Annotated in this window: 26 protein-coding genes and 1 pseudogene; 14 read left to right on the plus strand and 13 right to left on the minus strand. The window is 69.0% G+C overall.

Going from position 1 to position 23,934, the window contains the following annotated elements:
* Positions 1-17 precede the first annotated feature (17 nt).
* Complete coding sequence (gene hslU / locus AC1DKV_RS20225) at positions 18-1,349, plus strand: ATP-dependent protease ATPase subunit HslU (protein ID WP_477137853.1); 1,332 nt, start codon at positions 18-20, stop codon at positions 1,347-1,349.
* Between the two features lie 77 nt (positions 1,350-1,426).
* Here hslU and AC1DKV_RS20230 read toward each other — a convergent pair whose 3' ends face one another.
* Entirely contained in the window at positions 1,427-1,981 is a 555-nt protein-coding gene (locus AC1DKV_RS20230; RefSeq protein WP_441617449.1) for a YcnI family copper-binding membrane protein, read from the minus strand.
* Positions 1,982-2,239: 258 nt separating this feature from the next.
* Here AC1DKV_RS20230 and AC1DKV_RS20235 point away from each other — a divergent pair, with 258 nt between their 5' ends.
* The 3 genes from AC1DKV_RS20235 to AC1DKV_RS20245 all read left to right on the plus strand — a co-directional run bounded on the left by AC1DKV_RS20235 (position 2,240) and on the right by AC1DKV_RS20245 (position 3,735).
* The gene (locus tag AC1DKV_RS20235; protein ID WP_441617451.1) at positions 2,240-2,818 is read left to right on the plus strand and encodes a hypothetical protein; all 579 of its coding nucleotides are present in this window, start codon (positions 2,240-2,242) and stop codon (positions 2,816-2,818) included.
* Between the two features lie 153 nt (positions 2,819-2,971).
* On the plus strand, positions 2,972-3,175 hold the full coding sequence (locus tag AC1DKV_RS20240; protein ID WP_441617453.1) for a CsbD family protein: 204 nt from the start codon (positions 2,972-2,974) through the stop codon (positions 3,173-3,175).
* A gap of 263 nt (positions 3,176-3,438) precedes the next feature.
* Positions 3,439-3,735 (plus strand): hypothetical protein, encoded by a 297-nt coding sequence (locus AC1DKV_RS20245; RefSeq protein ID WP_477137854.1) that lies wholly within the window; start codon positions 3,439-3,441, stop codon positions 3,733-3,735.
* 49 nt (positions 3,736-3,784) lie between these two features.
* Here the strand turns inward: AC1DKV_RS20245 and AC1DKV_RS20250 are convergent, their stop codons facing one another.
* Positions 3,785-4,405 carry a response regulator transcription factor gene (locus tag AC1DKV_RS20250; protein ID WP_441617457.1) on the minus strand — a complete coding sequence of 207 codons (621 nt, stop codon included), beginning with the start codon at positions 4,403-4,405 and terminating at the stop codon, positions 3,785-3,787.
* Entirely contained in the window at positions 4,402-5,784 is a 1,383-nt protein-coding gene (locus tag AC1DKV_RS20255) for an ATP-binding protein (RefSeq protein WP_477137855.1), read from the minus strand. The genes AC1DKV_RS20250 and AC1DKV_RS20255 overlap by 4 nt, the downstream gene beginning before the upstream one ends.
* 195 nt (positions 5,785-5,979) lie before the next feature.
* On the opposite strand from AC1DKV_RS20255, the gene AC1DKV_RS20260 reads away from it, so the two are divergent.
* Positions 5,980-6,459, plus strand: a complete 480-nt coding sequence (locus AC1DKV_RS20260; RefSeq protein ID WP_441617461.1) for a copper chaperone PCu(A)C — start codon at positions 5,980-5,982, stop codon at positions 6,457-6,459.
* 33 nt (positions 6,460-6,492) lie between these two features.
* On the opposite strand, the gene AC1DKV_RS20265 is transcribed toward AC1DKV_RS20260, so the two are convergent.
* The gene (locus AC1DKV_RS20265) at positions 6,493-7,428 is read right to left on the minus strand and encodes a LysR family transcriptional regulator (protein WP_477137856.1); all 936 of its coding nucleotides are present in this window, start codon (positions 7,426-7,428) and stop codon (positions 6,493-6,495) included.
* Between the two features lie 198 nt (positions 7,429-7,626).
* On the opposite strand from AC1DKV_RS20265, the pseudogene AC1DKV_RS20270 reads away from it, so the two are divergent.
* Positions 7,627-8,036: pseudogene (locus AC1DKV_RS20270) on the plus strand (DMT family transporter).
* On the opposite strand, the gene AC1DKV_RS20275 reads toward AC1DKV_RS20270, so the two are convergent.
* From AC1DKV_RS20275 to AC1DKV_RS20285, 3 genes are read right to left on the minus strand one after another with little or no spacing between them, the layout of a single operon-like run.
* Positions 8,037-8,252 (minus strand): cysteine-rich CWC family protein, encoded by a 216-nt coding sequence (locus tag AC1DKV_RS20275; RefSeq protein ID WP_441650131.1) that lies wholly within the window; start codon positions 8,250-8,252, stop codon positions 8,037-8,039.
* Positions 8,249-8,482: a zf-HC2 domain-containing protein gene (locus AC1DKV_RS20280; protein WP_477137857.1), complete on the minus strand. Its 234-nt coding sequence runs from the start codon at positions 8,480-8,482 to the stop codon at positions 8,249-8,251. The genes AC1DKV_RS20275 and AC1DKV_RS20280 overlap by 4 nt, the downstream gene beginning before the upstream one ends.
* Positions 8,483-8,497: 15 nt before the next feature.
* A complete protein-coding gene (locus tag AC1DKV_RS20285) occupies positions 8,498-9,073 on the minus strand; it encodes a sigma-70 family RNA polymerase sigma factor (protein WP_441617471.1) in 576 nt (191 codons plus the stop codon).
* A gap of 271 nt (positions 9,074-9,344) precedes the next feature.
* Between AC1DKV_RS20285 and argB the strand changes: the two genes are divergently transcribed.
* The 3 genes from argB to slmA all read left to right on the plus strand — a co-directional run bounded on the left by argB (position 9,345) and on the right by slmA (position 11,987).
* Positions 9,345-10,262: an acetylglutamate kinase gene (gene argB, locus AC1DKV_RS20290; RefSeq protein ID WP_477137858.1), complete on the plus strand. Its 918-nt coding sequence runs from the start codon at positions 9,345-9,347 to the stop codon at positions 10,260-10,262.
* 61 nt (positions 10,263-10,323) lie between these two features.
* Positions 10,324-11,307 carry a pyrimidine 5'-nucleotidase gene (locus AC1DKV_RS20295; protein ID WP_477137859.1) on the plus strand — a complete coding sequence of 328 codons (984 nt, stop codon included), beginning with the start codon at positions 10,324-10,326 and terminating at the stop codon, positions 11,305-11,307.
* Positions 11,304-11,987 carry a nucleoid occlusion factor SlmA gene (gene slmA, locus AC1DKV_RS20300; protein ID WP_477137860.1) on the plus strand — a complete coding sequence of 228 codons (684 nt, stop codon included), beginning with the start codon at positions 11,304-11,306 and terminating at the stop codon, positions 11,985-11,987. The genes AC1DKV_RS20295 and slmA overlap by 4 nt, the downstream gene beginning before the upstream one ends.
* Positions 11,988-12,073: 86 nt before the next feature.
* On the opposite strand, the gene AC1DKV_RS20305 is transcribed toward slmA, so the two are convergent.
* The 4 genes from AC1DKV_RS20305 to creB form a co-directional block, all read right to left on the minus strand.
* Positions 12,074-12,625 (minus strand): metal-dependent hydrolase, encoded by a 552-nt coding sequence (locus AC1DKV_RS20305; RefSeq protein WP_477137861.1) that lies wholly within the window; start codon positions 12,623-12,625, stop codon positions 12,074-12,076.
* A 16-nt stretch (positions 12,626-12,641) separates the two neighbouring features.
* Complete coding sequence (gene creD / locus AC1DKV_RS20310) at positions 12,642-14,081, minus strand: cell envelope integrity protein CreD (protein ID WP_477137862.1); 1,440 nt, start codon at positions 14,079-14,081, stop codon at positions 12,642-12,644.
* A gap of 120 nt (positions 14,082-14,201) precedes the next feature.
* Positions 14,202-15,632, minus strand: coding sequence for a two-component system sensor histidine kinase CreC (gene creC, locus AC1DKV_RS20315; RefSeq protein WP_477137863.1), 1,431 nt, complete (start codon positions 15,630-15,632; stop codon positions 14,202-14,204).
* Positions 15,633-15,669: 37 nt separating this feature from the next.
* Positions 15,670-16,377 (minus strand): two-component system response regulator CreB, encoded by a 708-nt coding sequence (gene creB, locus AC1DKV_RS20320; protein ID WP_477137864.1) that lies wholly within the window; start codon positions 16,375-16,377, stop codon positions 15,670-15,672.
* Between the two features lie 336 nt (positions 16,378-16,713).
* Here creB and metX point away from each other — a divergent pair, with 336 nt between their 5' ends.
* Positions 16,714-17,886: a homoserine O-succinyltransferase MetX gene (gene metX / locus AC1DKV_RS20325; RefSeq protein ID WP_477137865.1), complete on the plus strand. Its 1,173-nt coding sequence runs from the start codon at positions 16,714-16,716 to the stop codon at positions 17,884-17,886.
* Entirely contained in the window at positions 17,883-18,494 is a 612-nt protein-coding gene (metW, locus tag AC1DKV_RS20330) for a methionine biosynthesis protein MetW (protein ID WP_441617489.1), read from the plus strand. The genes metX and metW overlap by 4 nt, the downstream gene beginning before the upstream one ends.
* 40 nt (positions 18,495-18,534) lie before the next feature.
* On the opposite strand, the gene AC1DKV_RS20335 is transcribed toward metW, so the two are convergent.
* Entirely contained in the window at positions 18,535-19,458 is a 924-nt protein-coding gene (locus AC1DKV_RS20335) for a LysR family transcriptional regulator (RefSeq protein ID WP_477137866.1), read from the minus strand.
* A 207-nt stretch (positions 19,459-19,665) separates the two neighbouring features.
* Here AC1DKV_RS20335 and AC1DKV_RS20340 point away from each other — a divergent pair, with 207 nt between their 5' ends.
* Together AC1DKV_RS20340 and AC1DKV_RS20345 are read left to right on the plus strand one after the other, a co-directional pair.
* Positions 19,666-20,514 carry a DMT family transporter gene (locus AC1DKV_RS20340; protein WP_477137881.1) on the plus strand — a complete coding sequence of 283 codons (849 nt, stop codon included), beginning with the start codon at positions 19,666-19,668 and terminating at the stop codon, positions 20,512-20,514.
* A 125-nt stretch (positions 20,515-20,639) separates the two neighbouring features.
* Entirely contained in the window at positions 20,640-21,473 is an 834-nt protein-coding gene (locus AC1DKV_RS20345) for an acyl-CoA thioesterase (RefSeq protein ID WP_477137867.1), read from the plus strand.
* Between the two features lie 19 nt (positions 21,474-21,492).
* On the opposite strand, the gene AC1DKV_RS20350 is transcribed toward AC1DKV_RS20345, so the two are convergent.
* Entirely contained in the window at positions 21,493-22,752 is a 1,260-nt protein-coding gene (locus tag AC1DKV_RS20350) for a muropeptide transporter (RefSeq protein ID WP_477137868.1), read from the minus strand.
* Positions 22,753-22,937: 185 nt separating this feature from the next.
* Between AC1DKV_RS20350 and AC1DKV_RS20355 the strand changes: the two genes are divergently transcribed.
* Entirely contained in the window at positions 22,938-23,873 is a 936-nt protein-coding gene (locus AC1DKV_RS20355) for a M48 family metallopeptidase (protein WP_477137882.1), read from the plus strand.
* Positions 23,874-23,934: the final 61 nt, after the last annotated feature.

Here is a 23,934-nt window from a genome sequence, read left to right on the forward strand (position 1 = left end):
CTTCTTGAACGGATACCATGTCGCATACCATGACCCCGTCGGAAATCGTTTCCGAACTCGACAAGCACATCATCGGCCAGGACAAGGCCAAGAAGGCGGTGGCGGTCGCGCTGCGAAACCGCTGGCGCCGCCAGCAGGTGGAAGAGCCCCTGCGCCAGGAAATCACCCCGAAGAACATCCTCATGATCGGGCCGACCGGCGTGGGCAAGACCGAGATCGCGCGCCGCCTGGCCAAGCTGGCCGACGCGCCCTTCATCAAGATCGAGGCGACCAAGTTCACCGAGGTGGGCTATGTCGGCCGCGACGTCGACACCATCGTGCGCGATCTCGCCGAGATGGCAGTCAAGCAGGCGCGCGAATCCGAAATGAAGAAGGTGCGCACCAAGGCAGAGGAATCCGCCGAGGACCGCCTGCTCGACGTGCTGCTGCCGCCGCCGCGCGACATCGGCTTCAACCAGCCCGAGGAAAAGGATTCCAACACCCGCCAGGTGTTCMGCAAGAAGCTGCGCGAAGGCCAGCTCGACGACAAGGAAATCGAGCTCGAGGTTTCCGCMGGCGCCCCCAGCATGGACATCATGGGTCCTCCGGGCATGGAAGACATGACCGAGCAGATCCGCACGATGTTCGCCGGGCTCGGCCAGGGCAAGAAAGCGCGCCGCAAGATGAAGGTGCACGAAGCGTTCAAGCTGCTGATCGACGAGGAAGCGTCCAAGCTGCTCAACGACGAAGAGGTCAAGCACAAGGCGGTGGCCAACGTCGAGCAGAACGGCATCGTGTTCCTGGACGAGATCGACAAGATCGCCAGCCGCAGCGAAGTCGGCGGCGGCGAGGTCTCGCGGCAGGGCGTGCAGCGCGACCTGCTGCCGCTGGTCGAAGGCACGACGGTCAACACCAAGTACGGCATGATCAAGACCGATCACATCCTGTTCATTGCCTCCGGCGCCTTCCACCTCTCCAAGCCCAGCGACCTGATCCCGGAACTGCAGGGCCGCTTCCCGATCCGCGTCGAGCTGGAATCGCTGTCGGTATCCGATTTCGAAGCCATCCTGACGCAGACCGACGCCAGCCTGACCAAGCAATACCAGGCGCTGCTCGCCACCGAGCAGGTCCAGCTGGTGTTCGCGCCGGACGGCATCCGCCGCCTCGCGGAGATCGCCTTCTCGGTCAACGAAAAGGTCGAGAACATCGGTGCGCGCCGCCTCTACACGGTGATGGAGCGGCTGCTGGAAGATCTGTCCTTCCACGCCACCAGGTCGTCCGGCGAGACGGTCACCATCAACGCGGCCTACGTGGACGAGCGCCTCGGCGACCTGGCCGGCAACGAAGACCTGTCGCGCTACGTGCTGTAAGCCATGGTTCCGGCCATCGAGGCCGGCGATCGCCCCGCGCGGGACCTGTGTCCGCGCGGGGCGATCTGCATTCGGGCCTAGTGCGCGTGCCCGGCATGCCCGGACGCGGCGGGGGCCACGACCTCGAGTTCCGCCGCCGGCGTCTTCAGCTCATGCAGGCTCTGCCCCTCGGCCGGCACCTGCGTCCACGCCGCGCTCCCGTCCTCGCATTCCTGCAGCACCGGGAAATACAGCTTGCCCGCCTGCTCGGGCAGCTTCATCAGCATCACGAACTCATCGAAATGCGCGTCGGCCAGCGAGCCGCCGAACCAGCGCACCGTGCGCACGTCCTCGGTCACGGTCTTGCCGTGGGAGCTGCGGGGCCTGGCCAGCGCGGCGCGCTTGATCTCTAGCTGCCAGCCTGCCTTGGGCTGCGGGTGCGCGCCCTGCACGCTCTCGGGAATGGTCACCGTGATGGCCCTTGTCGCGCTGCCGTTGCAGCCATGGCCCACCATCAGCGCGCCCTTGAAATAGCTGCCGGCGGCAGCGCTCTTCTGCTCGAACACGATATGGGCGAAGGCGGGGGAGGCCGCGCTCGCGGCGAGCGCGGCAAGCACKACGGCAGCTGCGGGCAACAGGCGGGATGCGGTCATCTGGTTCTCCTTGGAAGCGCAACAGTCTAGCGCCAATGGTACGCCCCGCCCCTGCGGCGCCGGGACGCAGGGCCCCGCGAGGCAGGTTGCACCATGTGTGGGAATTGTCTGACGAGGCTTTCGGAGCCGCACGCCTGCTTGCGGGCGGTGCCGCTGCGTAATCTTGTTCATACGGTGTGGGCAAGAGCGGACCGCCGGCGGCCAGAGCCAGCGGCAGGACGCCATCCACGATATCCCGCCACTGAAAAGGAGCATGACATGATGAAGAAATGGCTGATTGCAGTAGCGTGTTCGATGATGGTTGCAGCCCCGGCTGGCTACGCGCTGGCACAGGGTGCGCCGGGATCGAAGGCTGACTACGACGCCGCCGTGAAGACGGCAAATGCCAACTACAAGGCCGCGCGGGCCCAGTGCGACAGCCTCAGGGACAACGCCAAGGACGTGTGCGTGAAGGAAGCCAAGCGCGACCAGGACGTTGCCAAGGCCAACGCCGAAGCCACGCGCGACGGCACCGCCAAGGCGCGCGCCAAGGCCGAGAAGACCAAGGCCGACAGCGACTACGACGTCGCCAAGGAAAAGTGCGACGACCAGAAGGGCAACAACAAGGACGTATGCGTGAAGGAAGCCAAGGCCGCGCACGAGCAGGCCCTGGGCGTGGCCAAGGTCGACAAGGCCGCCGCCACCGGCACCAGCACCGACGTGGCCGAAGCGCGCCGCGATGCCAAGAAGGACACCGTGGACGCCTCCTACAAGGCCGACAAGGAAAAGTGCGATGCCATGTCGGGCGATGCCAAGGACAGGTGCCAGGCCAACGTGAAGACCAAGTACGCCAAGTAAGCGTGAATCAAGCGTGAAAGGTKACCGGCCCKCGCCCGCGGGCCGGTCACGCGGATCGGGCCTGTCCGGAGCGATCCGCGACGATGCGCAAGGTACGCGTATCCACTGCATATCCACTGCATCCACGACCACATCCACGACCAAGGAGCACACATGAACTGGGATCAGATCGAAGGCAAGTGGGACCAGGCCAAGGGCAAGATCAAGGAAAAGTGGGGCGAGCTCACCGACGACGACCTCACGCGGATCCACGGCAAGCGTGACCAGCTTGCCGGCCGCATCCAGGAACGGTACGGATATACCAAGGAACGTGTCGAGGAAGAAATGAAGGCATGGGAGCGTGACACGCGCTGGTAAGGACGGTAAGCATTGGTAAGCGCACTGGCACGCACTGCCATGTGATGCCAAAGTGGCGGCCGGCTCGATCGAACGATCGCAGCCGGCCGGTTGCCGCCCCCGCCGCACTCCCGCCCGGATATCCGCCGGCGGGCTTTCCCACGATGCGTGTGGCGATGCGGGCAGCGTCCATGGCCTCTGCGCCGGCCCGCCCAAGGGCCGCATGCCACTGCTGCAGGCCGGTCTTCATCAACCAGAGAAATCCACCAGGCAGGAGGACCGAAATGAAACGCGAGCTACTGTCCTACTTCGCAGTGCTGGGCGGCATCGCTGCCGCGACCCTGTTCCTGTGCGCACGTCCCGATGCCGCGCCGGCCCCCCGCGCGGCGGCGCAGCCCGCGGCGCTGCGGCACGCCGTCATGGCACGCGCCGAGGCAACGCCGCCGGCCGCCGAACTGKCGGTGCAGGCCGGGGACCTCGGCTCGCGCGCCGACCGCCATGCCAGCGACGCGCTGCGCCTGGCGCAGCAGCCGGCGCGGGACGAAGACCTCGAGTGGGATTACGTGCAGCTGCGCCTGTGAGCGCAGCGGGCGCACCGCCAGGGATTCCCGGCGGCGCGCCCGCGCCACGCTAGCGCGAGACGGGCCGCTTGCCCAGCTTGCGCTGCAAGGTGCGCCGGTGCATGTTGAGCGCGCGCGCGGTGGCCGAGATATTGCCGTCGTGCTCGGCCAGCACGCGCTGGATATGCTCCCACTCCAGGCGCGCCACCGATAGCGGCACGGGCTCTTCCATGGCGGCTTCGGCCGCGTCCTCCGATACCCCCGCCATCAGCGCGGTCAGGATCGAATCCACATTGGCCGGCTTGGCCAGGTACTCGTCGGCGCCATGCTTGACCGCCGCCACCGCGGTGGCGATGCTGGCGTAGCCCGTCAGCACCAGGATCCGCGCATCGGGCAGCGCAGCCCGCAGCGGGCCGACCAGGTGCAGGCCCGATTCCGCCGGCGCGGTGCTGCCGGCCTCGGGCGGCGCGCTCAGGTGCAGGTCCAGGGTGATGTAGGCGAACGGCGTCTGCGCGGCCAGCGCCAGCGCCTGCTCGCGGTTGTGCGCGATCTGCACCGCATAGCCGCGGCGGGTCAGCGCGCGCGCCAGCGCGCCGGCGAACACGGCATCGTCGTCGACGACCAGGAAGGGCGCGGCATTGCCGGGACCGGTCGGCTCGGCGGCGGCGGAATCGTGGGAAGCGTCGGTCATGGCTGGGTMGTTGTCATGGGTGAGGCAATCGGAGGGACATCCTGCGGCGCGGCGGCCGGCTCGGGCAAGTGCAGCTCGGCTACGGTGCCGCCCTGGTGATGGTMGTGCCAGGCCAGCCAGCCGCCCATCTGCAGCGCTGCGCTCTGCGCCAGGTAGGCGCCGATGCCCTGGCCGCCGTGCATGCTGGTCATCGGTGCTTCGCCCAGCCGCGCGCGCTGCGCGGGCGGGATGCCGAGGCCACGGTCGGTGACGCGGAAGGTCAGCGTGGGCTGCTCGCCCTCGTCTTCCAGCGCAATGGCCAGCCGCAGCGGCACCTGCTCGTGGCCGGCGGCCAGCTGGCTGCGCGCGGCGTTGTCCAGCAGGATGGTCAGGATCTGGCCGACGCGGGCGGCTTCCACCGGCTGCGCGGCAGCCTCGCCGACGACGCTGGCCTCCAGGCGCGCGTGCGGGTGGCGCAGCTGCCAGCGCTCCACGAAGCCGTCCAGCCATGCGTCCACGCGCTGGGGCGCGGCGGTMTCGTGGTCGTCGCGCAGGCGCGCCAGGATCGACTTGCACAGCTCGAGCTGCTGCTCCATGGTCTGCAGGTCGGGCAGGTAGGCGCCGATCCGGGTGACGCCGAGCCGGGCGTCCGCGGCATCGGCGCGCAGCTCGCCCGCGATCACGGCCAGCGTGGCCAGCGGCGTGCCGATCTCGTGGGCCACCGCCGCGGCCTGGTCGTTGAGCGCCTCGATGCGCGCGTCGCGCAGCAACTGCTCGCGCGCAAGGTTCAGCTCGGCATCGCGCTGGCGCAGCACGTTGGACAGGCGCGCCACGAACACCGCGATCATGGTCGCGCTGACCACGAAATTGAGCCACATTCCGGCCAGGTGATAGTTGATGGCGTTGTCCGGGTTGTACAGGTTCAGCGGCACGTACTCGACCAGCATCAGGCTGTAACAGGCCATCGCGTAGAAGGCCAGCACCACCACGTGGCGCCACGGCAGGATGGCCGCGGCGATGGCCAGTCCGGGCAGGTAGAAGGAGACGAAGGGGTTGGTCGCGCCACCGGTGAAGAACAGCGCGGCCGACAGCGCGGTCAGGTCGACCAGCAACTGCCCCATCAGCTCGGCGTCGCCGGGCCGCGCGCCGCGCCCGCGCTGCTGGCGCAGGCGCAGGCCGGTCAGCAGGTTGAACAGCGTCTGCAGCGTGAGGATGGCCAGCAGCGGGCTGTAGGGCAGGATCACGCCTGCCACCGCCTCGCACGACACCAGCAGCAGGGCCTGGCCGCCCAGCAGGGCCCAGCGCAGCCAGAACAGGCGGCGCAGGCTCACCAGGTTGTGGCGCAGGGGGCCGGGTCGGGKAGTGGCCGGGCCGGTCGGCACGGCGGCAGTGGATTCCATGCCGCGAGTTTAACAACGACGCAGGGCCGGCCTGCGCTGTGCGACACCTTGCCGCATTGGCCCGCTGCGGGCCCGCTGCCAGACTGCCCGGTTACGTGCCGCCATCGTCGCCATCGCCATCGCCATCGCCATCGCCGCGGGCATGGTCTAATGATCCGTTTGCAGTCCAATACCCGTTCAGTGGAGATGATTCCCATGCAAGCCAGATTCCTCGCGGCCGTGCCCGCCGCCCTGCTCGCCGCGCTGTGCTCGGGCGCGGCCTTCGCGCAGGTCGATGTCAGCAACGCCTGGGCGCGCGGCACGGTGCCCGCGCAAACCGCCACCGGCGTTTTCATGACCTTGCATGCGCACGAGCCGGCCAAGCTGGTCGGCGTGAGCACGCCGGCCGCGGCCACCGCCGAAGTCCATGAGATGAAGATGGACGGCAATGTGATGCGCATGCGCGCGGTGGGGGCGCTGGACCTGCCCCGCATGCAGGACGTGGAACTCAAGCCGGGTGGCTACCACGTGATGCTGATGGGCCTCAAGGCGCCGCTGAAGAAGGGCGATACCGTGCCGCTGACGCTCAAGATCGAGCAGGGCGGCAAGGTCATCGAGCAGAAGGTCGACGCCGAAGTGCGCGACCTGGCTGCAGGCGCCCCCGCCGCCGGTGCGCACGCCGAGCACAAGCACTGAGGCCTGGCGCCCGGGGGGCCGGGCGCCGCGGCGTCAGCGCCGCAGGCTGATGGCGTCGCCAGGCTCATCGCCGGCCGCGACCGCCGTCACCCGCTCGCGCAGCCAGGTATGGCCGGGATCGGCCTCGGTGCGGTCATGCCAGATCAGGGTAAAGGCAAAGCCCGGGAGCGCGAAGGGCGGTTCGAACACCGCGAAGCGCGCATCTTCCTCGAAGGCGGCCAGGCTGCGGCGCGCCGTGGTCAGGACCAGGTTGGTGCCGGCAATCAGCGCCGGCGCCACGCTCCAGTGAGGCAGCACGCAAGCGATCTTGCGCCGCCCGCCGATCTTGGCCACGGCGGCGTCGATGGCGTCCACGCGCTCGCTGTGGGTTGCCACCAGCACATGCGAGCGGGCCAGGTAAGCCACCTGGTCCAGCTTGCCCKGGCCGCGCACCGTCGCCGCATCCACCATGCAGGCATAAGACTCATCGAACAGCGCCGCGCCGCGCACGCCTTCGGGCAGTTGCTCGAACACGCCCAGCGCCAGGTCGATCTCGCCGTCCGCCACCTTGGCCACCATGCTTTCGCGGCTGGCCTGGGTGACGACCAGGTCGATGCCGGGCGCGGCCTTGCGCACCGCGCGCAGCAGCCCGGGCAGCAGCGCCATCGCACCGTAGTCGGACATTGCCAGGCGGAAGCTGCGGCGCGCCGTGGCCGGCTGGAAACCCGACGGCCCCAGCAGGATGCGCACCTGCGCCAGCGCCTCGGCCAGCGGCCCGGCCAGTTCGTGGGCGCGCGCGCTGGGCACCAGTCCGCCCTGGCCGCGCACCAGCAGCGGATCGTCCAGCAACTGGCGCAGGCGGCCCAGCGCATGGCTGACGGCCGGCTGGCTCAGGTGCAGCCGCAGGGCGGCGCGGGAAATATGTCGTTCGGCCAGCAGGGCTTCCAGCACCACCAGCAGGTTCAGGTCGATTGCACGTAGATCATTCATGGGGCGAATATTAACCGTATGAATCGAGAATTGGAAATTCGCCGTGCAATATTTCACACTGAGACATCGAATCGAAGCCGAGGGAGAGATGCGATGTCCAGTCTCAATGCCGTGCCGCCGCTAGCCGCCGGCCTGTTTCCTGTCCTGGTGGCCGTGGCCGCCGGGGCGGTCATCCCGTTCCAGGCCGGCGCCAATGCGATGCTGGGCCGCAGCCTCGGACATCCGCTGTGGGCGACCGTGGCCTCGCTGCTGGTCAGCCTGGCGGTGGTGCTGCCGGTGCTGCCTTGCTCAAGGCGCCCTTGCCGGCGCTGGCGCCCGCCGCGCGCGGCCCGGCCTGGATGTGGGCCGGCGGCGTGGCGGGGGTGTTCTATATCACGGCGGCGCTGATCCTGGCGCCGCGCCTGGGCGCGGGGGGCTTTCTCGCCGCCGTGGTGGCGGGGCAGATGGTGGCGGCGCTGGTGATGGACCAGTTCGGGGTGGCCGGCTTCGCCGTGCGCGCGCTCACACCGGGGCGGGCCGCCGGCGCGCTGCTGGTGGTGCTGGGGATGGCGCTGATGCAGTATGCGGGCAGCCCGGCCGCCGACCGCGTGACGCAGCCGGCCGGCTGATCAGCCGGCGTCGGCGGCTTTGCGGCGCCGGGCCAGGCAATCCGGGCACAGGCAATGGTGGCCGGGCACGATGCGCCGTGCCGGCAGCAGTGGCTCGCTGGCGCACCAGCACTGCGGCAGGCCGGCCGCGTAGCCGCACACGAAGCTCGCACCGCAGGCGCTGCAGTGCTCGACCGGGCGCAACTGGCCGGTGAGCACGGTGGCGGGGTCGCTCATGGCCGGGAGCCCGGCTCGTCGGGCTCGTCCTCGCGGCCCAGCCGGCTCATGGCGGTGCGCATCAGGCGCATCTGCGCCGAAAAATTGGTGCAGGCGTCGCAAATGGCAAGGTGAGCCCGCATGCGCACKCGCTCGATCMAGCTCAGCGGGCGGTCCATGCCTTMCATCGTCAGGCGGTGGATTTCGCGGCAGTTCGGCAGCAGGGGATCGCGGGGTGGCGTATCTGGCATCTCAGTCTCGGTCGGTCAGGCCTTGTGCCCGAACCAGTTCAGCTCCAGGCATTCGCGCAGGCGCATGCGGGCACGGTAGAGCATGACCCAGGCATTGGTCGTGGTGATGCCCAGTTCCTGACAGATTTCCTCGGTTTCCAGCTCCAGCCATTCCCGCATCATGAAGATGCGGCCGATTTTGGCCGGCAGCTTGTCGACGCACAGCTGCAGGATCTCGAAGAACTCGCGCCGCTCCAGTGTGCGGTCCGGGTTGCCCCAGTCGGAGGGCGGCGTGTGATAGTGGCCATTCTTGGTGAACAGGGCGTCCATGGCGTCGACGTCCGACTGCGCTTCGCCATCGTCGTCGCCGCCAAGCGCCAGGCGCACCTCGCGCCGGCCGCTGCGCAGGGTGTCGATGATCTTGTGCTTGAGGATGCCGATCAGGTAGGTCTTGAGCGCCGACTGGCCGGAAAAGCGCTCGGGGTGCTCGAGCGCGGCCACCAGGGTGTCGGACACGGTATCCTCGGCCAGTGCCTCGTCGCGCAGCTGCAGGCGCGCGAAGCGCAGCAGGTGGGGACGCAGGGCATTGAGTTCGTCCGGGTGCAGGCTCATGGTTGTCTTGCCGCTGTTCTTGTGTGGCGTGGTGCTCGCGCGGCCGTCGGACTGTTGCGCAGAGGGAACGCCATGGTGCACCGCAGGACGCATGCACCGGCCTTGCACCCCCGCAGTGCCCCCGTTGGTTCGCGTGCGCCCCGGTTTMTTGTAAAATCGGCGCCTGCCGCGGCCGGAGGTGGCTTGTTCGGGGCAAAAAGCCCGGAAACACTTGCCTGCCGCAGGTCAGAATCGCCATGATACCTGTTGAATCTCACGGATGTCCCTTGCCATGAACGCCGACACCCCTGGGCCTGCCGCAACCGCGGTGGCCGCCATTGCCCCAGCCCTCAAGGCCGAAATCCTCGCCGAGGCGCTGCCMTATATCCGTAAGTTTCACGGCAAGACCATCGTGGTCAAGTACGGCGGCAACGCCATGACCGAGGAAAAGCTCAAGCACGGCTTCGCGCGCGACGTGATCCTGCTCAAGCTGGTCGGCATGAACCCCGTGGTGGTCCACGGCGGTGGCCCGCAGATCGACGAGGCCCTGAAGAAGGTCGGCAAGGTCGGCACATTCATCCAGGGCATGCGCGTCACCGACGAAGAGACCATGGAAGTGGTCGAATGGGTGCTGGGCGGCGAAGTCCAGCAGGACATCGTCATGCTGATCAACCAGTACGGCGGCCAGGCCGTGGGCCTGACCGGCAAGGACGGCGGCCTGATCCGCGCCAAGCGCCTGAAGATGCMGGACCGCGAGAACCCGGGTGCCTTCATCGACATCGGCTACGTGGGCGATATCGAGGCCATCAACCCGGCCGTGGTCAAGGCGCTGCAGGACGACGCCTTCATCCCGGTGATCTCGCCGATCGGTTTMTCCGACGACGGCCAGGCCTACAACATCAACGCCGACGTGGTGGCTGGCAAGATGGCCGAGATCCTCAAGGCCGAGAAGCTGGTCATGATGACCAACATCCCGGGCGTGATGGACAAGGCCGGCAACCTGCTGACCGACCTGTCGGCGCGCGAGATCGAGGAACTGTTCGCGGACGGCACCATCTCCGGCGGCATGCTGCCGAAGATCTCGTCGGCGTTGGACGCGGCCAAGAGCGGCGTCAATTCGGTGCACATCGTCGACGGCCGCATCGAACACTCGCTGCTGCTCGAAATCCTGACCGAACAGGCGTTCGGCACCATGATCCGCTCGCACTAGAGCGGCGTCCCCAGGCAGCGCGCGCCGCGCGCTGCCAACCCGGTCTCTCTCTCCTTCCCGCGTGCCAACACCAACACCGCCCCCGCGCCGAAGCCTGCGCGGTGCGCGCCGACGCCGCCCCGCGGGCGACAATTCCGGCCGCACCGTCTGGTTGTTCGACCTCGACAACACGCTGCACGACGCCTCGCACGCGATCTTTCCCGCCATCAACCAGTTAATGACGGCGTACGTGGCGCGCGTGATCGGCTGCGACGAGGCCACCGCCAGCGAGGTGCGCGTAAAGTACTGGCAGCGCTACGGTGCCACGCTGCTCGGCATGATCCGCCACCATGGCGTGGACCCGGCCGACTTCCTGCGCGCCGCGCACGACTTCCCGGAACTGGCGCAGATGGTGCGCGTGCGGCGCGGCCTGGTCGCGCACCTGCGCCGGCTGCCCGGGCGCAAGATCCTGGTGACCAATGCACCTGCCGAATACGCGCGCGCGGTGATGCGCGTGGCCGGCATCCGGCACTGCTTCGAGCGCGTGGTCGCGGTCGAGGACATGTGGGTGCACGGCCACCTGCGGCCCAAGCCGGACCGCCGCATGCTGCGCCGGCTGCTGGCCCAGGAGGGCGTGGCGCCGCACCGCGCGGTGCTGGTGGAAGACACGCTGTCCCATCTCAAGCGCTACGCCGGCACGGGCATCCGCACCGCATGGGTGACGGGCTACCTGCGCACGCTGGCGCCGTCGCGCCCCCATGATGTGCCGCTGCCGGCGGGCGCCGCGGTGGCGGGCGCGAGCGGCGATGCCGTGCTGCGCAGCACGCTGGATGCMGAGGACCGCCGGCACGCCGGCCATGCCGCGCAGGAGCGCAGCGTGACGCTGGTGGCGGCCGAGACGCAGGACCCGCCGGCCGCCTCCGTGGCGGGCACGAGCGCGCCGCAGGCGCAGCCGGCTTCGCTGCCGCGCGTGCGCGCGCGCATCGTAAATCGTCCCGGCTATGTGAACGTAAAAGTACAATCCATGCATCAACTCAAACAAAGAATGCGGGGAATCGGGTMATGATGCAGAGCAACGGGCGCCCGTCGGGCGCCGCTTCGAGCGCCGCTCCGGGCGCCTCCGCAGTCGCCGGCGGGCCAGGMGCGGGCGCCGACGGGGCGCCGGCACGCAAGCGCCCGCGTCCGGGCGAGCGGCGGGTGCAGATCCTGCAGACACTGGCCGGCATGCTGGAAGTGCCGCGCGGCGAGAAGATCACCACCGCGGCGCTGGCCGCCAAGCTTAGCGTCTCCGAGGCGGCGCTGTACCGCCACTTCGCCAGCAAGGCGCAGATGTTCGAAGGCCTGATCGGCTTTATCGAGCAGACCGTGTTCGGCCTGATCAACCAGATCACCACGCAGGAAGAGCACGGCCTGCGCCAGGCGCACGCCATCGTGCGCATGCTGCTTTCCTTCGCCGAGAAGAATCCCGGCATGACGCGCGTGCTGACCGGCGAGGCCCTGGTTGGCGAGCACGATCGCCTGCAGGAACGCATCAACCAGGTGGTCGACCGCATCGAAGCCTCGCTGCGGCAGTGCCTGAAGGTCGCCATCAGCCAKGGCGCTTTCCCGGCGGACGCCGACGTATCGGTGCGCGCCGCGCTGATCATGGCCGCCGTGCAGGGCCACTGGCACCGCTACGCCAAGAGCGGCTTCCGCAAGCTGCCGAGCGAGAACGCCGAAGCGCAGCTGCGCGTGCTGCTGGGCTGAGCCGCCTGCGGCTTCCCGTTTTTMCCGCCGCATCTTCCTGCATCTTCCTGCATCTTCAGGCACCTGGGCACCTGGATGCCCCGCACTCATTCCACGAGTGCGGGCGCGCCATGCCGCGCGCGCCCGGCCCGCTCCAGCCAGCGCCGCAGGCTGGCGCCGAGCGTACCGGCKGCGAGCAGCGGCAGGCCGATCCACAGGCATTCGAGCCAGAAGCGCGCAGCGCCGAACAGACCCGGCGGCGACAGCGGCAGCGGCCGCCAGGGCAGAGTCACGCKCTGGCTCGTGAGCGGGAAGAACAGCGCGGCGCCGATGCCGCGGTCCATGAGCAGGTCCAGCATGGGGTGCGACACGGCGCTTGCCGCCACGAACAGGAATGAGATTCCGCGCCGCCAGCCGCAGCGCCGCGCCGCCAGCGCGGCCAGCAGGCCGAGCGCCAGCGCSAAACCGATCGAGTGCGTCAGGCCGCGGTGGCCGAACACCGTGTCGTAGCGCACGCCGGCATACCAGACGTTGAGCATGTCCAGGTCCGGCAGCACGCTCGCGGCGACGCCCGCGAGCAGCAGGCCGGCCGGCACGCGGCGCGTGCCGAGGGCGGCCGCCAGGGCCAGCGGCGGGGCGCAATGCAGATAGGTGGGCATGGCATGGTCTCCTTGCTCAGGCTTGCCCGGCGGGTGCTTCGGCGGGGGCCTCGGGCTTGTCGCGCAACGGCTGCCAGGCCGCGCCGGCCGCGTACCAGTCGATGCGGCGGGTCAGCACCATGATGGCCGCCAGGATCACGAACAGCAGCAGCGAACCGAGCATCAGCGCATTGTCCTCCGACAGCAGCAGCCCGTAGAGCGCGCCGTACAGCACGGTCAGGAGCACCGCGAACGCCAGCCCGCGCCGCCAGCTCTGCAGCACGAAGGACAGGTAGAAACCGAGCAGCCCGATGCAGGCGGTGCTGGCGGCCAGGTAGGCCAGCGCGAAGGCGATATGCTCGGACAGGCTCAGCAGCAGCAGGAAGAACACCGCCAGCGCCAGGCCCACCAGCAGGTACTGGATCGGATGGATGCGCAGGCGCTTGACCAGCTCGAACATGAAGAAGCCGGCAAAGGTCAGCAGCACGAACAGCGAGCCGTACTTTACCGCGCGCTCGACTTGCAGGTAGACGTTGACCGGCTCGATCAGCGTCACCGAGACCGTCTCCAGCATGCCGTCGCCGGAGCCGGCGAGCTGGTTGCGCACGCGCGTGTTGTACGCGGTCACGCTCCAGTTGCTGCGAAAGCCCCCGGCGTCCACGCTGCGCGTGCGCGGCAGGAAGGTGCCGTCGAAGCTCGGGTGCGGCCACGCCGACGCCAGCGAGATATCGTTCTGGTCGGCCACCGGCGCGAAGGCCAGCGACTGCGCGCCMAGCAGCKGCAGCGTCAGCGAGAACGGGACCACGCGCCGCGTGCCGGTCGCGCCGGTTGCGCCGTCGAGGCTGGAGGCGGTCCTGGCCGCGATCTCCGGCGCAGGCTTGGGCGCGGGCAGGTCGATATCGGCGTGCAGGCCCTGCGGCAGGTTCTTCAGCCCCGCGCCTTGTTCGAGCTTGAGGCGCTTGCCGTCGAGCTCGAGCGTGGGCGTCGCCATCAGCCCGCGGGTGTCGCCGAGGCCGATCGCCACGAACGGCTGTCCCGGCTCGAAGCTCACATGCCCCGCCGAGCGCGGCAGCTCGCCGGCATCGGGCAGGGCGATGGTGCCTTGCCAGCGGCTCTGCAGCTCGTACACCAGCACCTTGTGGATGCCGCGGTAGCGCTCGTTCGGCGTGATGTCGCCGCTCACGCGCAGCGTGGCGGGGAACACCAGCATCTGCTTTTCCTCCGCCTGCAGCACGGTGGCATTGGGCTGCTTGGGGTCGCTACGGTCCGCCACGCGCGTGACTTCCTTGTACGGCAGCACCAGCACCGGGCCGGTCAGGGTTTGCGGGCCGGCGTAGCTCTGCCAGACGCTGCGCACCGCCTGGTCGCGGTATTGCCTGCGGTCCTGCACGGTGTTGTCGACCAGGTGCAGGGGAATCAGGATCAGCAGCACCAGCAGGGCGGTGATGGCGGACTTGAAGAACAGGATGCGGTTCATGGCGGCAAGCGCGAGAGTCAGGATGACGCCAAGCTTAGGACCGCCGTGTGAGGTGCCGAGGAAGCCTGTGTGAAGCKAGTGTGTGGCGAATGTGGCGGTGCCGCGGGCGCGCCCGCCGTGCTATGCCGCCGGCAAGGTCAGCGTGGCACAGGCCCCGCCTTGCGCGCGGTTGGCCAGTGCGATCCCGCCGTGGTGCAGCGTGGCGATCTCGCGCACGAAGCACAGGCCCAGCCCGGTGCTCTTGTCCTGCCCGCCGGGGCGCGGCAGCGAGTAGAACCGCTCGAACAGGCGCGGCAGCGCATAGTCCGGGATGCCCGGGCCCTGGTCGGCCACGTGCACGGCGACGGTGTCGCCGGTCTGCTCCACCGACACGGCCACGGTGCTCTGCGCGGGGGCGAAGTCGAGTGCGTTCTCCAGCAGGTTGGCCAGTGCCTGGTGCAGCAGGAACGGATCGCCCTCCACGACCGCATCGGACTGTGCGGGCAGCAGGTGCAGCGACAGTTCGCGCTGGCGCGCGCGTGGCTCCAGCTCCAGCAGCAGTTGCCCGATCAGCGGCAGCAGCGCCACGCGCTCGCGCGTCTCCAGGCGCTGGCATTGTTCCAGCGCGGCCAGCGCCAGCAGTTTGCGGATCATCTGCTCGAGGCGCTGGGCCTGGCGGCGGATATTGGCGACGAAGCGGCCGCGGTCCGCCGCGCTCATGTCCTCCTGCAACAATTCGGCCGCGCCGCTGATGGCCGCCAGCGGGCTCTTCATCTCGTGCGTGAGGGTGTGGATGTAGTGCTCGACGTACTGCTTGTCCTCCAGCCGCAGGCGCATGCTTTCCACCGAGCGGCCGAGCTCGGCCAGCTCGCTGGCGCCGCGCAGCGGCATCTCGGCGCGCTCGCCCGCGGCCACCGAACGCGCGTATCGCTGCAGGCGGCGCAGGCCGTGCACCAGCCACAGCGTGCAGGCCAGGCCGATGACGAAGGCGCCGCCCATCAGCAACAGGCCGTTGAGCAGGATCTTGCGCTGGCTGCGCTCGATGAACGGCGCCATGGTGACGTTCGGCTTGGCCACCGTCAGCACGCCGATGATCTTGTCGCCGTCGMGGATCGGCGCGGCCACGTGCATGACCGTGCTGGCGTCGTCGTCCGGGTTGGCGCGCGTGCTGCGCGCACCGTATTCGCCGCGCAAGGTGCGGTAGACATCGTTCCAGCGCGAGTAGTCCGCGCCCACGGCGGCATCGCCGGAATCGAAACGCACGATGCCGCCGGCGTCCGTGATGTAGATGCGATAGCCCACCGCGTCCTTGTGCATGCCCCACACGTTGGCGTCGACCTTGTCSTCGCGCAGGCGCGCCATGCGCCGAGCGAAGGCCCCGTCGGCGATGTGGCCGCTCTTCATGTCGTCGGCGGCCAGCACTGCGAGCACGTGCGCGGTGTCGACCAGCGTGTCCTCCATGGCCTGCCGCACGCCCGGCTTGACCTCCTGCACGAACACGCGCAGCGTGAGAAAGGCCGCCAGCCCGACGATCAGGAAGAAGCCGAAGAAGATGCGAAGGCCGATATGCATGCGTGGCGGTCAGTGCAGGGTGAACGGGGGGAGGCGCTCAGCCTTCGAGCGAATAGCCCATGCCGCGATGTGTGCGGAYCGGGTCGCAGCCGGGGTCGAGCGCGCGCAGCTTGGCGCGCACGGTCTTGACGTKGGTGTCGACGGTGCGGTMGCTGGTGTCGGCGGCGTCGTGCCAGACCAGCTCCATGAGCTGCGCGCGCGAATAGATGCGGCCCGGGTGTCCGAGCATCAGTGCCAGCAGCCGGTATTCGTAACGCGTCAGGTMCAGCCACTGGCCGCGCCAGGCCAGGCGCGCGCCGTCGGCGTCGAGCGTGAAGCCATCGGGCCGGGCGTTGGCGGGCGGCAGTGGCGCGACGGGTTGCGCCGACAAGCGCGTGCCGGCGCGGCGCAGGATCACCCGCACCCGTGCGGCCAGCTCGCGCGGCGAGAAGGGCTTCACCACGTAGTCGTCGGCGCCGATCTCCAGGCCGACGATGCGGTCGATTTCCTCGTTGCGCGCGGTCAGGAAGATCACCGGCACGTCGGAGAAGGTGCGCAGCGTGCGGCAGACCTCGAAGCCGTTGATGTCCGGCAGGCCCACGTCCAGGATCACCAGGTCGGGCACCTGCGCGCGCAGCCGCTCCAGCGCGGCGCCGCCGAGCGCGCAGTGGGCGACCGTCATGCCGTCGGTGGACAGCGCATAGAGGATGGTGTCCGCGATCGCGGCTTCGTCTTCGATGACCAGGATACTGGGCGGGTTCGTCAAGGCAAGGCTCGTTGGCAGTAGGGGCAGGCAGCGGTGCGGCCGGTTTGCTCTATAATAAGCGGGTCGCGCCGATTTGATGACTGGCTTGCGGGCGCGCGGCAGCCTCGGGCTMCATTGCACATGCGTGCGGGAGCGTCGCGGCGGCCAATATAAATGCGGCTAAAGAGGTTGGGTCGGTACCCTGCCACGCAAGGCACCGACGCGCGGGAAACAAGACCCGCGCAAAACCCGATTGGCTGCGCCGCCGTTCATGCAAAGAGCAATTCAAGCTGCATGCAACGGCCACGCAAATGCCGGTCGGGTTTTTTTATGCCCGTTCGCTGACGGGCCGATTCCATGACAGACGTAGCTACGCCTCCTGCCACGCTGGCCTTGCCCGCCGATTCGGTCGGCATCGTCACGCCGCAGCGCATGCATTTCCCCGAGCCGCTGAAGCTGCGCAACGGCACCTCGATCACCGACTACGACCTGATGGTCGAGACCTACGGCACGCTCAACGCAGCCCGCTCCAACGCCGTGCTGGTGTGCCACGCGCTCAATGCCTCGCACCACGTGGCGGGCGTGTACGCGCACGATMCGCGCGACGTGGGCTGGTGGGACAATATGGTCGGCCCGGGCAAGCCGCTCGACACCAACCGCTTCTTCGTCATCGGCGTCAACAACCTCGGCTCGTGCTTCGGCTCGACCGGGCCGATGAGCCCGAACCCCGCCACCGGCAATCCCTACGGCGCGATGTTCCCGGTGGTGACGGTGGAAGACTGGGTCAACGCGCAGGCGCGCGTGGCCGACCAGTTCGGCATCGCGCAGTTCGCCGCGGTGATGGGCGGCAGCCTGGGCGGCATGCAGGCGCTGGCCTGGAGCCTGATGTATCCGGAGCGGCTGCGCCACTGCATCGTGGTGGCCTCCACGCCCAAGCTGTCGGCGCAGAACATCGCCTTCAACGAGGTGGCGCGCAGCGCCATCCTGTCGGACCCCGACTTCCACGGCGGCAACTACTACGCGCACAACGTCAAGCCCAAGCGCGGCCTGCGCGTGGCGCGCATGATCGGCCATATCACCTACCTGTCCGACGAGGACATGGCCGAGAAATTCGGCCGCGAGCTCAAGACCGACGACATCCGCTTCTCGTTCGACGTCGAGTTCCAGGTGGAGAGCTACCTGCGCTACCAGGGCGACAAGTTCGCCGAGTATTTCGATGCCAATACCTACTTGCTGATCACGCGCGCGCTGGACTACTTCKATCCGGCGCTGGCGTTCGGCGGGGACCTGAAGCGCGCGGTGGCGCAGACGCAGGCCAGCTTCCTGGTGGCCAGCTTCACCACCGACTGGCGCTTCGCGCCCAACCGCAGCCGCGAGCTGGTCAAGGCGCTGCTCGACAACAAGCGCCCGGTCAGCTACGCCGAGATCGACGCGCCGCATGGCCACGACGCCTTCCTGCTGGACGACCCGCGCTATCACGACCTGATGCGCGCCTACTACGAAYGCATCGCCGAGGAGATTGGCGCATGAATGCCGCTGCCAACCCCAATATCCTGGCGCTGCGCCCGGACTTCCGCGCCATCGCGCGCTGGATCGAGCCCAATTCCACCGTGCTCGACCTGGGCTGCGGCGACGGCAGCCTGCTGCGCGTGCTGCAGGACGAGCTGGACGTGCAGGCCTACGGCATCGAGATCCAGGACCAGGGCGTGCTGGCCTGCGCGCAGAAGGGCGTGCACGTGATCCAGCAGAACCTGGAAGGCGGGCTGGCGCTGTTCGAGGACAAGAGCTTCGATACGGTGATCCTGTCGCAGACGCTGCAGACCATCCACAACACGGCGCAGGTCCTGCGCGAGACGCTGCGGGTGGGGCGCGAATGCATCGTGTCCTTCCCCAACTTCGGCTACTGGCCGCACCGCCTGTCGGTGTTCCGCGGCCGCATGCCGGTGTCGGAGGCGCTGCCCTACCAGTGGTACAACACGCCCAACGTGCGCGTGCTGACCATCAGCGACTTCGAGGCGCTGGCGCCCAAGGTCGGGCTGCGCATCGTGGACCGCGTGGTGATGCACGAGGGCGTGACCGTGAACTGGGGCGGGAACTGGCGCGGCAGCCTKGCGGTGTACCGCGTTTGCGCGACCTGATCGCGACCTGATCGCGACCTGAGCGCCAACTGAGCGCAGGCTAGCCGCTCGCGCCGTCTCCCGCGCCGGCCTGCGCCACCAGGTGGTCGACGAAGGCGCGGACCTTGGGCGCCAGGTGGCGCGTCGGCGTATAGACCGCGTAGGCGGTGCCCACATAGGGTTCCAGGATCTCCCAGCCGTCCAGCACGGCCGCCAGCCTGCCGGAGGCCAGTGCCGCCGMGGCGGAGAAATCGGGCACCAGTCCGATGCSGCCGCCGGCCTCGGCCATGGCCACGATCGCCATGCTGTTGTTGAGCGTGACCCGTGGCGGGATCCGCAGCGACACGGCCTGGCCGTCGTCCTTGCGCCGCAGGCTCCAGCGCTCGCCGAAGGCGCCGTAGCCGAGGTAGATGCAGCGGTGCGTGGCCAGCGCGGCCGGCTCCTGCGGCGTGCCGTGCCGCGCCAGCCAGCCGGGTGCGGCCACCAGCCGGTAGCGCACCGGGCGCAGCGGCCKGGCCGCCAGGCCCGGCGCCAGTTCGCGCGCGATGCGGATGKCGACGTCGACGCCTTCCTCCACSAGGTCCACCAGCCGGTCGGCCAGCGTGAGCTGCAGGTCCAGCTGCGGGTAGCGGTCCAGCAAGGCCGGCAGCAGGGGCGCCAGCCACGCCTGGCCGAACACCACCGGCGCCGTCACGCGCAGCAGCCCTTGCGGCGCGGCGCCGTAGGCTCCGGCCAGCGTGTCGACTTCCTGCGCCGCCGCCACCATGCGCGCGCAGGCGGCATGCACGGCCTGGCCCAGTTCGGTGAGCGCGAAGGCGCGGGTGGTCCGCTGCAGCAGGCTGCCGCCGATGGCCGCCTCCAGCCGCGTGACATGGCGGCTCACCGCCGACGGCGTCATGCCCAGCTGGCGCGCGGCGGCGGAGAAGCTGCCGCATTCCACCACCCGGGCAAACACGGCCATGGCATTGAGTTGCGCGACGGGCATGGATGACCTCCTGCATTTGTGACGGCAGGTCAAATAGTAATTGCATTGCTGATGGATTGTTGACCTGTGTGCATGGTGAAACAATGCATCCATGCAAAGCACAATCCGCAGGAGAACGACATGAGCAGCAATCAATCCACTGCCGCCGCCGGGGCGCATGGCGCGGCGCCTGCCGCCGGCTCCGGGCAGCGTGGCGGCGCCTGGCGCATGGTGGCGGCCATGGCGCTCTCGGGGACCATCGGCTGGTTCGTGGTCACCAGCGGGCAGCCGCCGGTGGACGTGGTGTTTTTCCGCTGCCTGTTCGGCGGCGCCGCGCTGCTCGGCACGCTGGCGCTGCGGCGCGGCTGGCAGCCCATGCGCCGCGCCGAATGGGGCTGGCTGGCGCTGGGTGGCGTCACGCTGATCCTCAACTGGCTGTGCCTGTTCTCGGCCTATGCCTATAGCGGCATCTCGGTTTCCACCGTGGTCTATCACACCCAGCCGTTCTTCCTGCTGCTGCTGGCGGCGCTGTTCCAGCGCGAAGCCATCGCGCCCGGGCGGCTGGCCTGGCTGGTGCTGGCCTTCGGCGGCGTGATGCTGATCACCGGCATCGAGCATGGCGGCGCCGGCCGCGGCATGCTGGCCGGCGTCGGGCTGGCGATGCTGGCGGCCCTGCTGTACGCCATCACCACCATGGCCACGCGCCGCCTGAAGGGGATTCCTGCCGGGCAGATCGCCGGGCTGCAGATGGTGCTGGGCGTGCTCATGCTGTCGCCGCTGGCGCATCCGGCGGTGGCCAGCTTCGATGGCCGTACCTGGGGCGCGCTGCTGGCGCTGGGCCTGGTGCATACCGGCGTGATGTACACGCTGCTCTACGGCGCTTTCCAGCGGCTCAATGTGCTGTCGATCGCCACGCTGTCGTTCGTCTATCCGCTGGTGGCCATCGTGATCGACGTGCTGGTGTTMGGCGTGGTGCTCACGGCGCTGCAACTGGCGGGCATGGCGATGATCCTGCTGGCGGTGGTAGGCAACCAGCTTGGCTGGGCGCCCTGGCAGCGCAGGCGGGCAGGGGACTGACGGCAAACACGCCGGTTCAGCGGACCAGGGCGGTTTTGGCGTATTATCGAACGGTCGTACTTTTTTGTAGACCGATCATCCGGTCCCGATTGCAGAACCACAAGACGCCGAGACGCCGAGACATCATGACCGCCACGCAAGTCGCCAGCCTGCCCGTCMATTCCTTCGACCACGCGATCGCGCTGGAGCCGGCGGGCGGCAACCTCTTCCACGGCCGCACCACGCCCGCATACTGGAACATGATCGGCCCGTTCGGCGGCATCACGGCGGCCACCCTGCTGCAGGCCGTGCTCCAGCATCCGGCCCGGCTCGGCGATCCGTCCGCGCTGACCGTCAACTTCGCCGGCCCGATCGTGGAAGGACCGTTCGTGATCGAAGCGCGTCCGGTGCGCACCAACCGCAATACGCAGCACTGGTMGATMGAACTGCGCCAGGGTGACGAGGTGGCCACTACCGCCACGGCCTTTTTTGCGGTGCGCCGCGAGACCTGGGACTGCACCGAGGCGGCGTTCCCGCAGGTGCCGGCCGCCGACGCCGTGCCATCCATGGCGGGCTTCGCCCCGGTGCGCTGGCTCAAGGCCTACGATCTGCGTCYGGTGCGCGGCGCCAGGCCCGATGCCGAGCCTGGCACCGAGAATCCCGACAGCCTGACCCAGTTCTGGCTGCGCGACGCGCCGGCGCGCACGCCGGACTTTGCCGCCATGGCGGCGTGGTGCGACACCTTCTACCCGCGCATCTTCCTCAAGCGCGCCGGCTTCGTGCCGGCCGGCACGGTGTCATTGACCACGTACTTCCATGCCGATGCCGCCACCCTGGCCGGCCTGGGCGACAGCCATGTGCTGGGCAGTGCGCAGGCGCAGGTGTTCCGCCAGGGCTTCTTCGACCAGAGCGCCCAGATCTGGAGCCCGCGCGGCGAGCTGCTGGCCACCTCGCACCAGATCGTCTACTACAAGCAGTAAGGAGGCCGCGGCCGCCGGCTCAGGCGGTCACGGCGCGCGCGCTGGCCTCGTAGCGGTGCACGGTGTTGCGCATCGCCCAGAGCAGCGCCACGCCCGGCAKCGCCACCACCACGGTGCTGAGGTAGAACGCCGGCCAGCCGAAGGCCTCCACCAGGTAGCCCGAGCTGGGGCCCACGTAGACGCGCCMGACCGAGGCCAGCGCCGACAGCAGCGCGTACTGGGTGGCGGAAAAGGAGCGGTTGCACAGCGTCATCAGCAGCGCCACGAAGGCGGCCGTGCCCATGCCGCCGCACAGGTTCTCCACGAAGATGGTGGCGCCCATGCTCCACAGGTGCGGCGGCGTCACCGCCAGCAGCCAGTAGCCGAGGTTGGACACGGMCTGCAGCACGCCGAACAGCAGCAGCGAGCGGTACAGGCCAAGGCGCACCATCAGCGTGCCGCCAAACAGCGCGCCGACGATGGTGGCGGCCAGTCCCAGCGTTTTGTTGACCAGGCCCACTTCGCCGGCCGAGAAGCCCACGCCGCGGATCAGGAAGGTGGTGGAAAGGCTGCCGGCAAAGGCATCGCCAAGCTTGTACAGCACGATCAGCAGCAGCAGCCACCACGCGCCCGGACGCGAGAAGAAGTCGCGCAGCGGCCCCAGCACCGCCTCCTCCATCKAGCGCGGCGTGCGTGCCGGCGACTCGGCCTCGGGCGCCCACCACAGCGAAAAGATACCGATGCCCATCAGGCCGGCCATCAGGATGTACATCYGCTGCCAGCCCATCACGCGGTCGGCCAGCCACAGCGCCAGGCCGCCCGACACCAGCATCGCCAGCCGGTAGCCCAGCACCTTGACCGCCGCGCCGACGCCGCGCTCGGGCGCGCGCAGCACGTCGGTGCTGTAGGCGTCGAAAACGATGTCCTGCGAGGCCGACAGGAAGGCCACCAGCGTGGCCAGTGCGGCCAGCGTCCACAACGCCTCGCGCGGCGGGCAGAAGGCCATCCCGGCGATGCCCAGCACCAGCGCGAGCTGCGTGACCAGCAGCCAGCCGCGGCGCCGGCCAAGCAGCGGTGGCGTGTAGCGGTCCATCAGCGGAGCCCACAGGAACTTGAAGATATAGGCCTGGCCCACCAGCGAAAAGAAGCCGATGGTCTTGATGTCGAGGCCTTCCACCGTCATCCAGGCCTGCAAGGTGCCGGAAGTGAGCGCCAGCGGCAGGCCGGAAGCAAAGCCCAGCGTCAGCATGGCGCCGATGCGGCGGTTGCGGAAAATGTCGAGATAGTCTTGGAAGGTCATGAATCAGTGGGCATCAGGCCGGGCGAGGCGCCGTGTATTATTGCATTACCGTTGCGGCCGGCCCCGGTGGATGTCCGGCCCTTTTCCAGTCCAAATCGTTCCGCGTGCCGCCGACCGCTTCCGGGGAATCTTCCATGTCCGATTGCCAGCGTTGTCAGAACCGCCACCGGCGGGCCGGGATGGCGATGCCGCGGCGGTTCGCCGCACTGGCCCTGGCCGCCTCGGCCGCGTTCGGCATGACGGCGGGCCTGGCGCAGGAGGCCGGGCCCGACGACGGCATCCGCGTGCAGCGCGGCGGCGCCTCGGTGCGGCAGATCGTCCCGGTCGAGGTGATCGAGCAGCAGGCCTCGCAGGAGTACGAGCAGCTCAAGGAAGAGGCGCAGTMCAAGCGCACGCTGATGCCGGACAGCAATCCGCAGCTGATCCGCCTGCGCGCCCTCGCCAAGCGGATCCTGCCGCAGACGCCACGCTGGAACGAGCGTGCGCGGCAGTGGAAGTGGGAGGTCAACCTGATCACCTCGAAGCAGGTCAATGCCTTCTGCATGCCGGGCGGCAAGATCGCTTTCTACACCGGCCTGCTCGAGCAGCTCAAGCTGACCGACGACGAGGTCGCCATGGTGATGGGGCACGAGATCGCCCACGCCCTGCAGGAGCATGCGCGCGAGCGCGCCGCCAAGTCCGAGATCACCAATCTCGGCGCCAATGTCATCTCGCAGCTGTTCGGCTTCGGCAACCTGGGCAATATGGCCATCGGCGCCAGCGCGCAGCTGCTCACGCTGCGCTTCTCGCGCTCCGACGAGACCGAGGCGGACCTGGTCGGCATGGATATCGCCGCGCGCGCCGGCTTCGACCCGCGCGCCGCGATCTCGCTGTGGCAGAAGATGGGCATGGTGTCGCAGGTCGCGGCGCAGCCCGGCTCCGAGTTCCTCTCCACCCATCCCTCCGGCCGGACCCGTATCGCCGAGCTCGAGAAACACATGCCCGAGGTGTTGCCGCTGTACGCGCGCGCCATCGAGTCCAATATGGCCAGGCTGCCGGCTTACCGCGCCAATATGGCCAACCTGGGCGACGCGCCGGTCGACAGCGGCGACGACGACCGCCAGGCGCCACTAAAAAAGTAAAGACGGCCAGGGCCTCCGCCTTGCGGCGTATCGCATACGATGAAAGGCAGGCGTGGCTGGC

Source organism: Cupriavidus sp. 05T41, assembly GCF_056396525.1.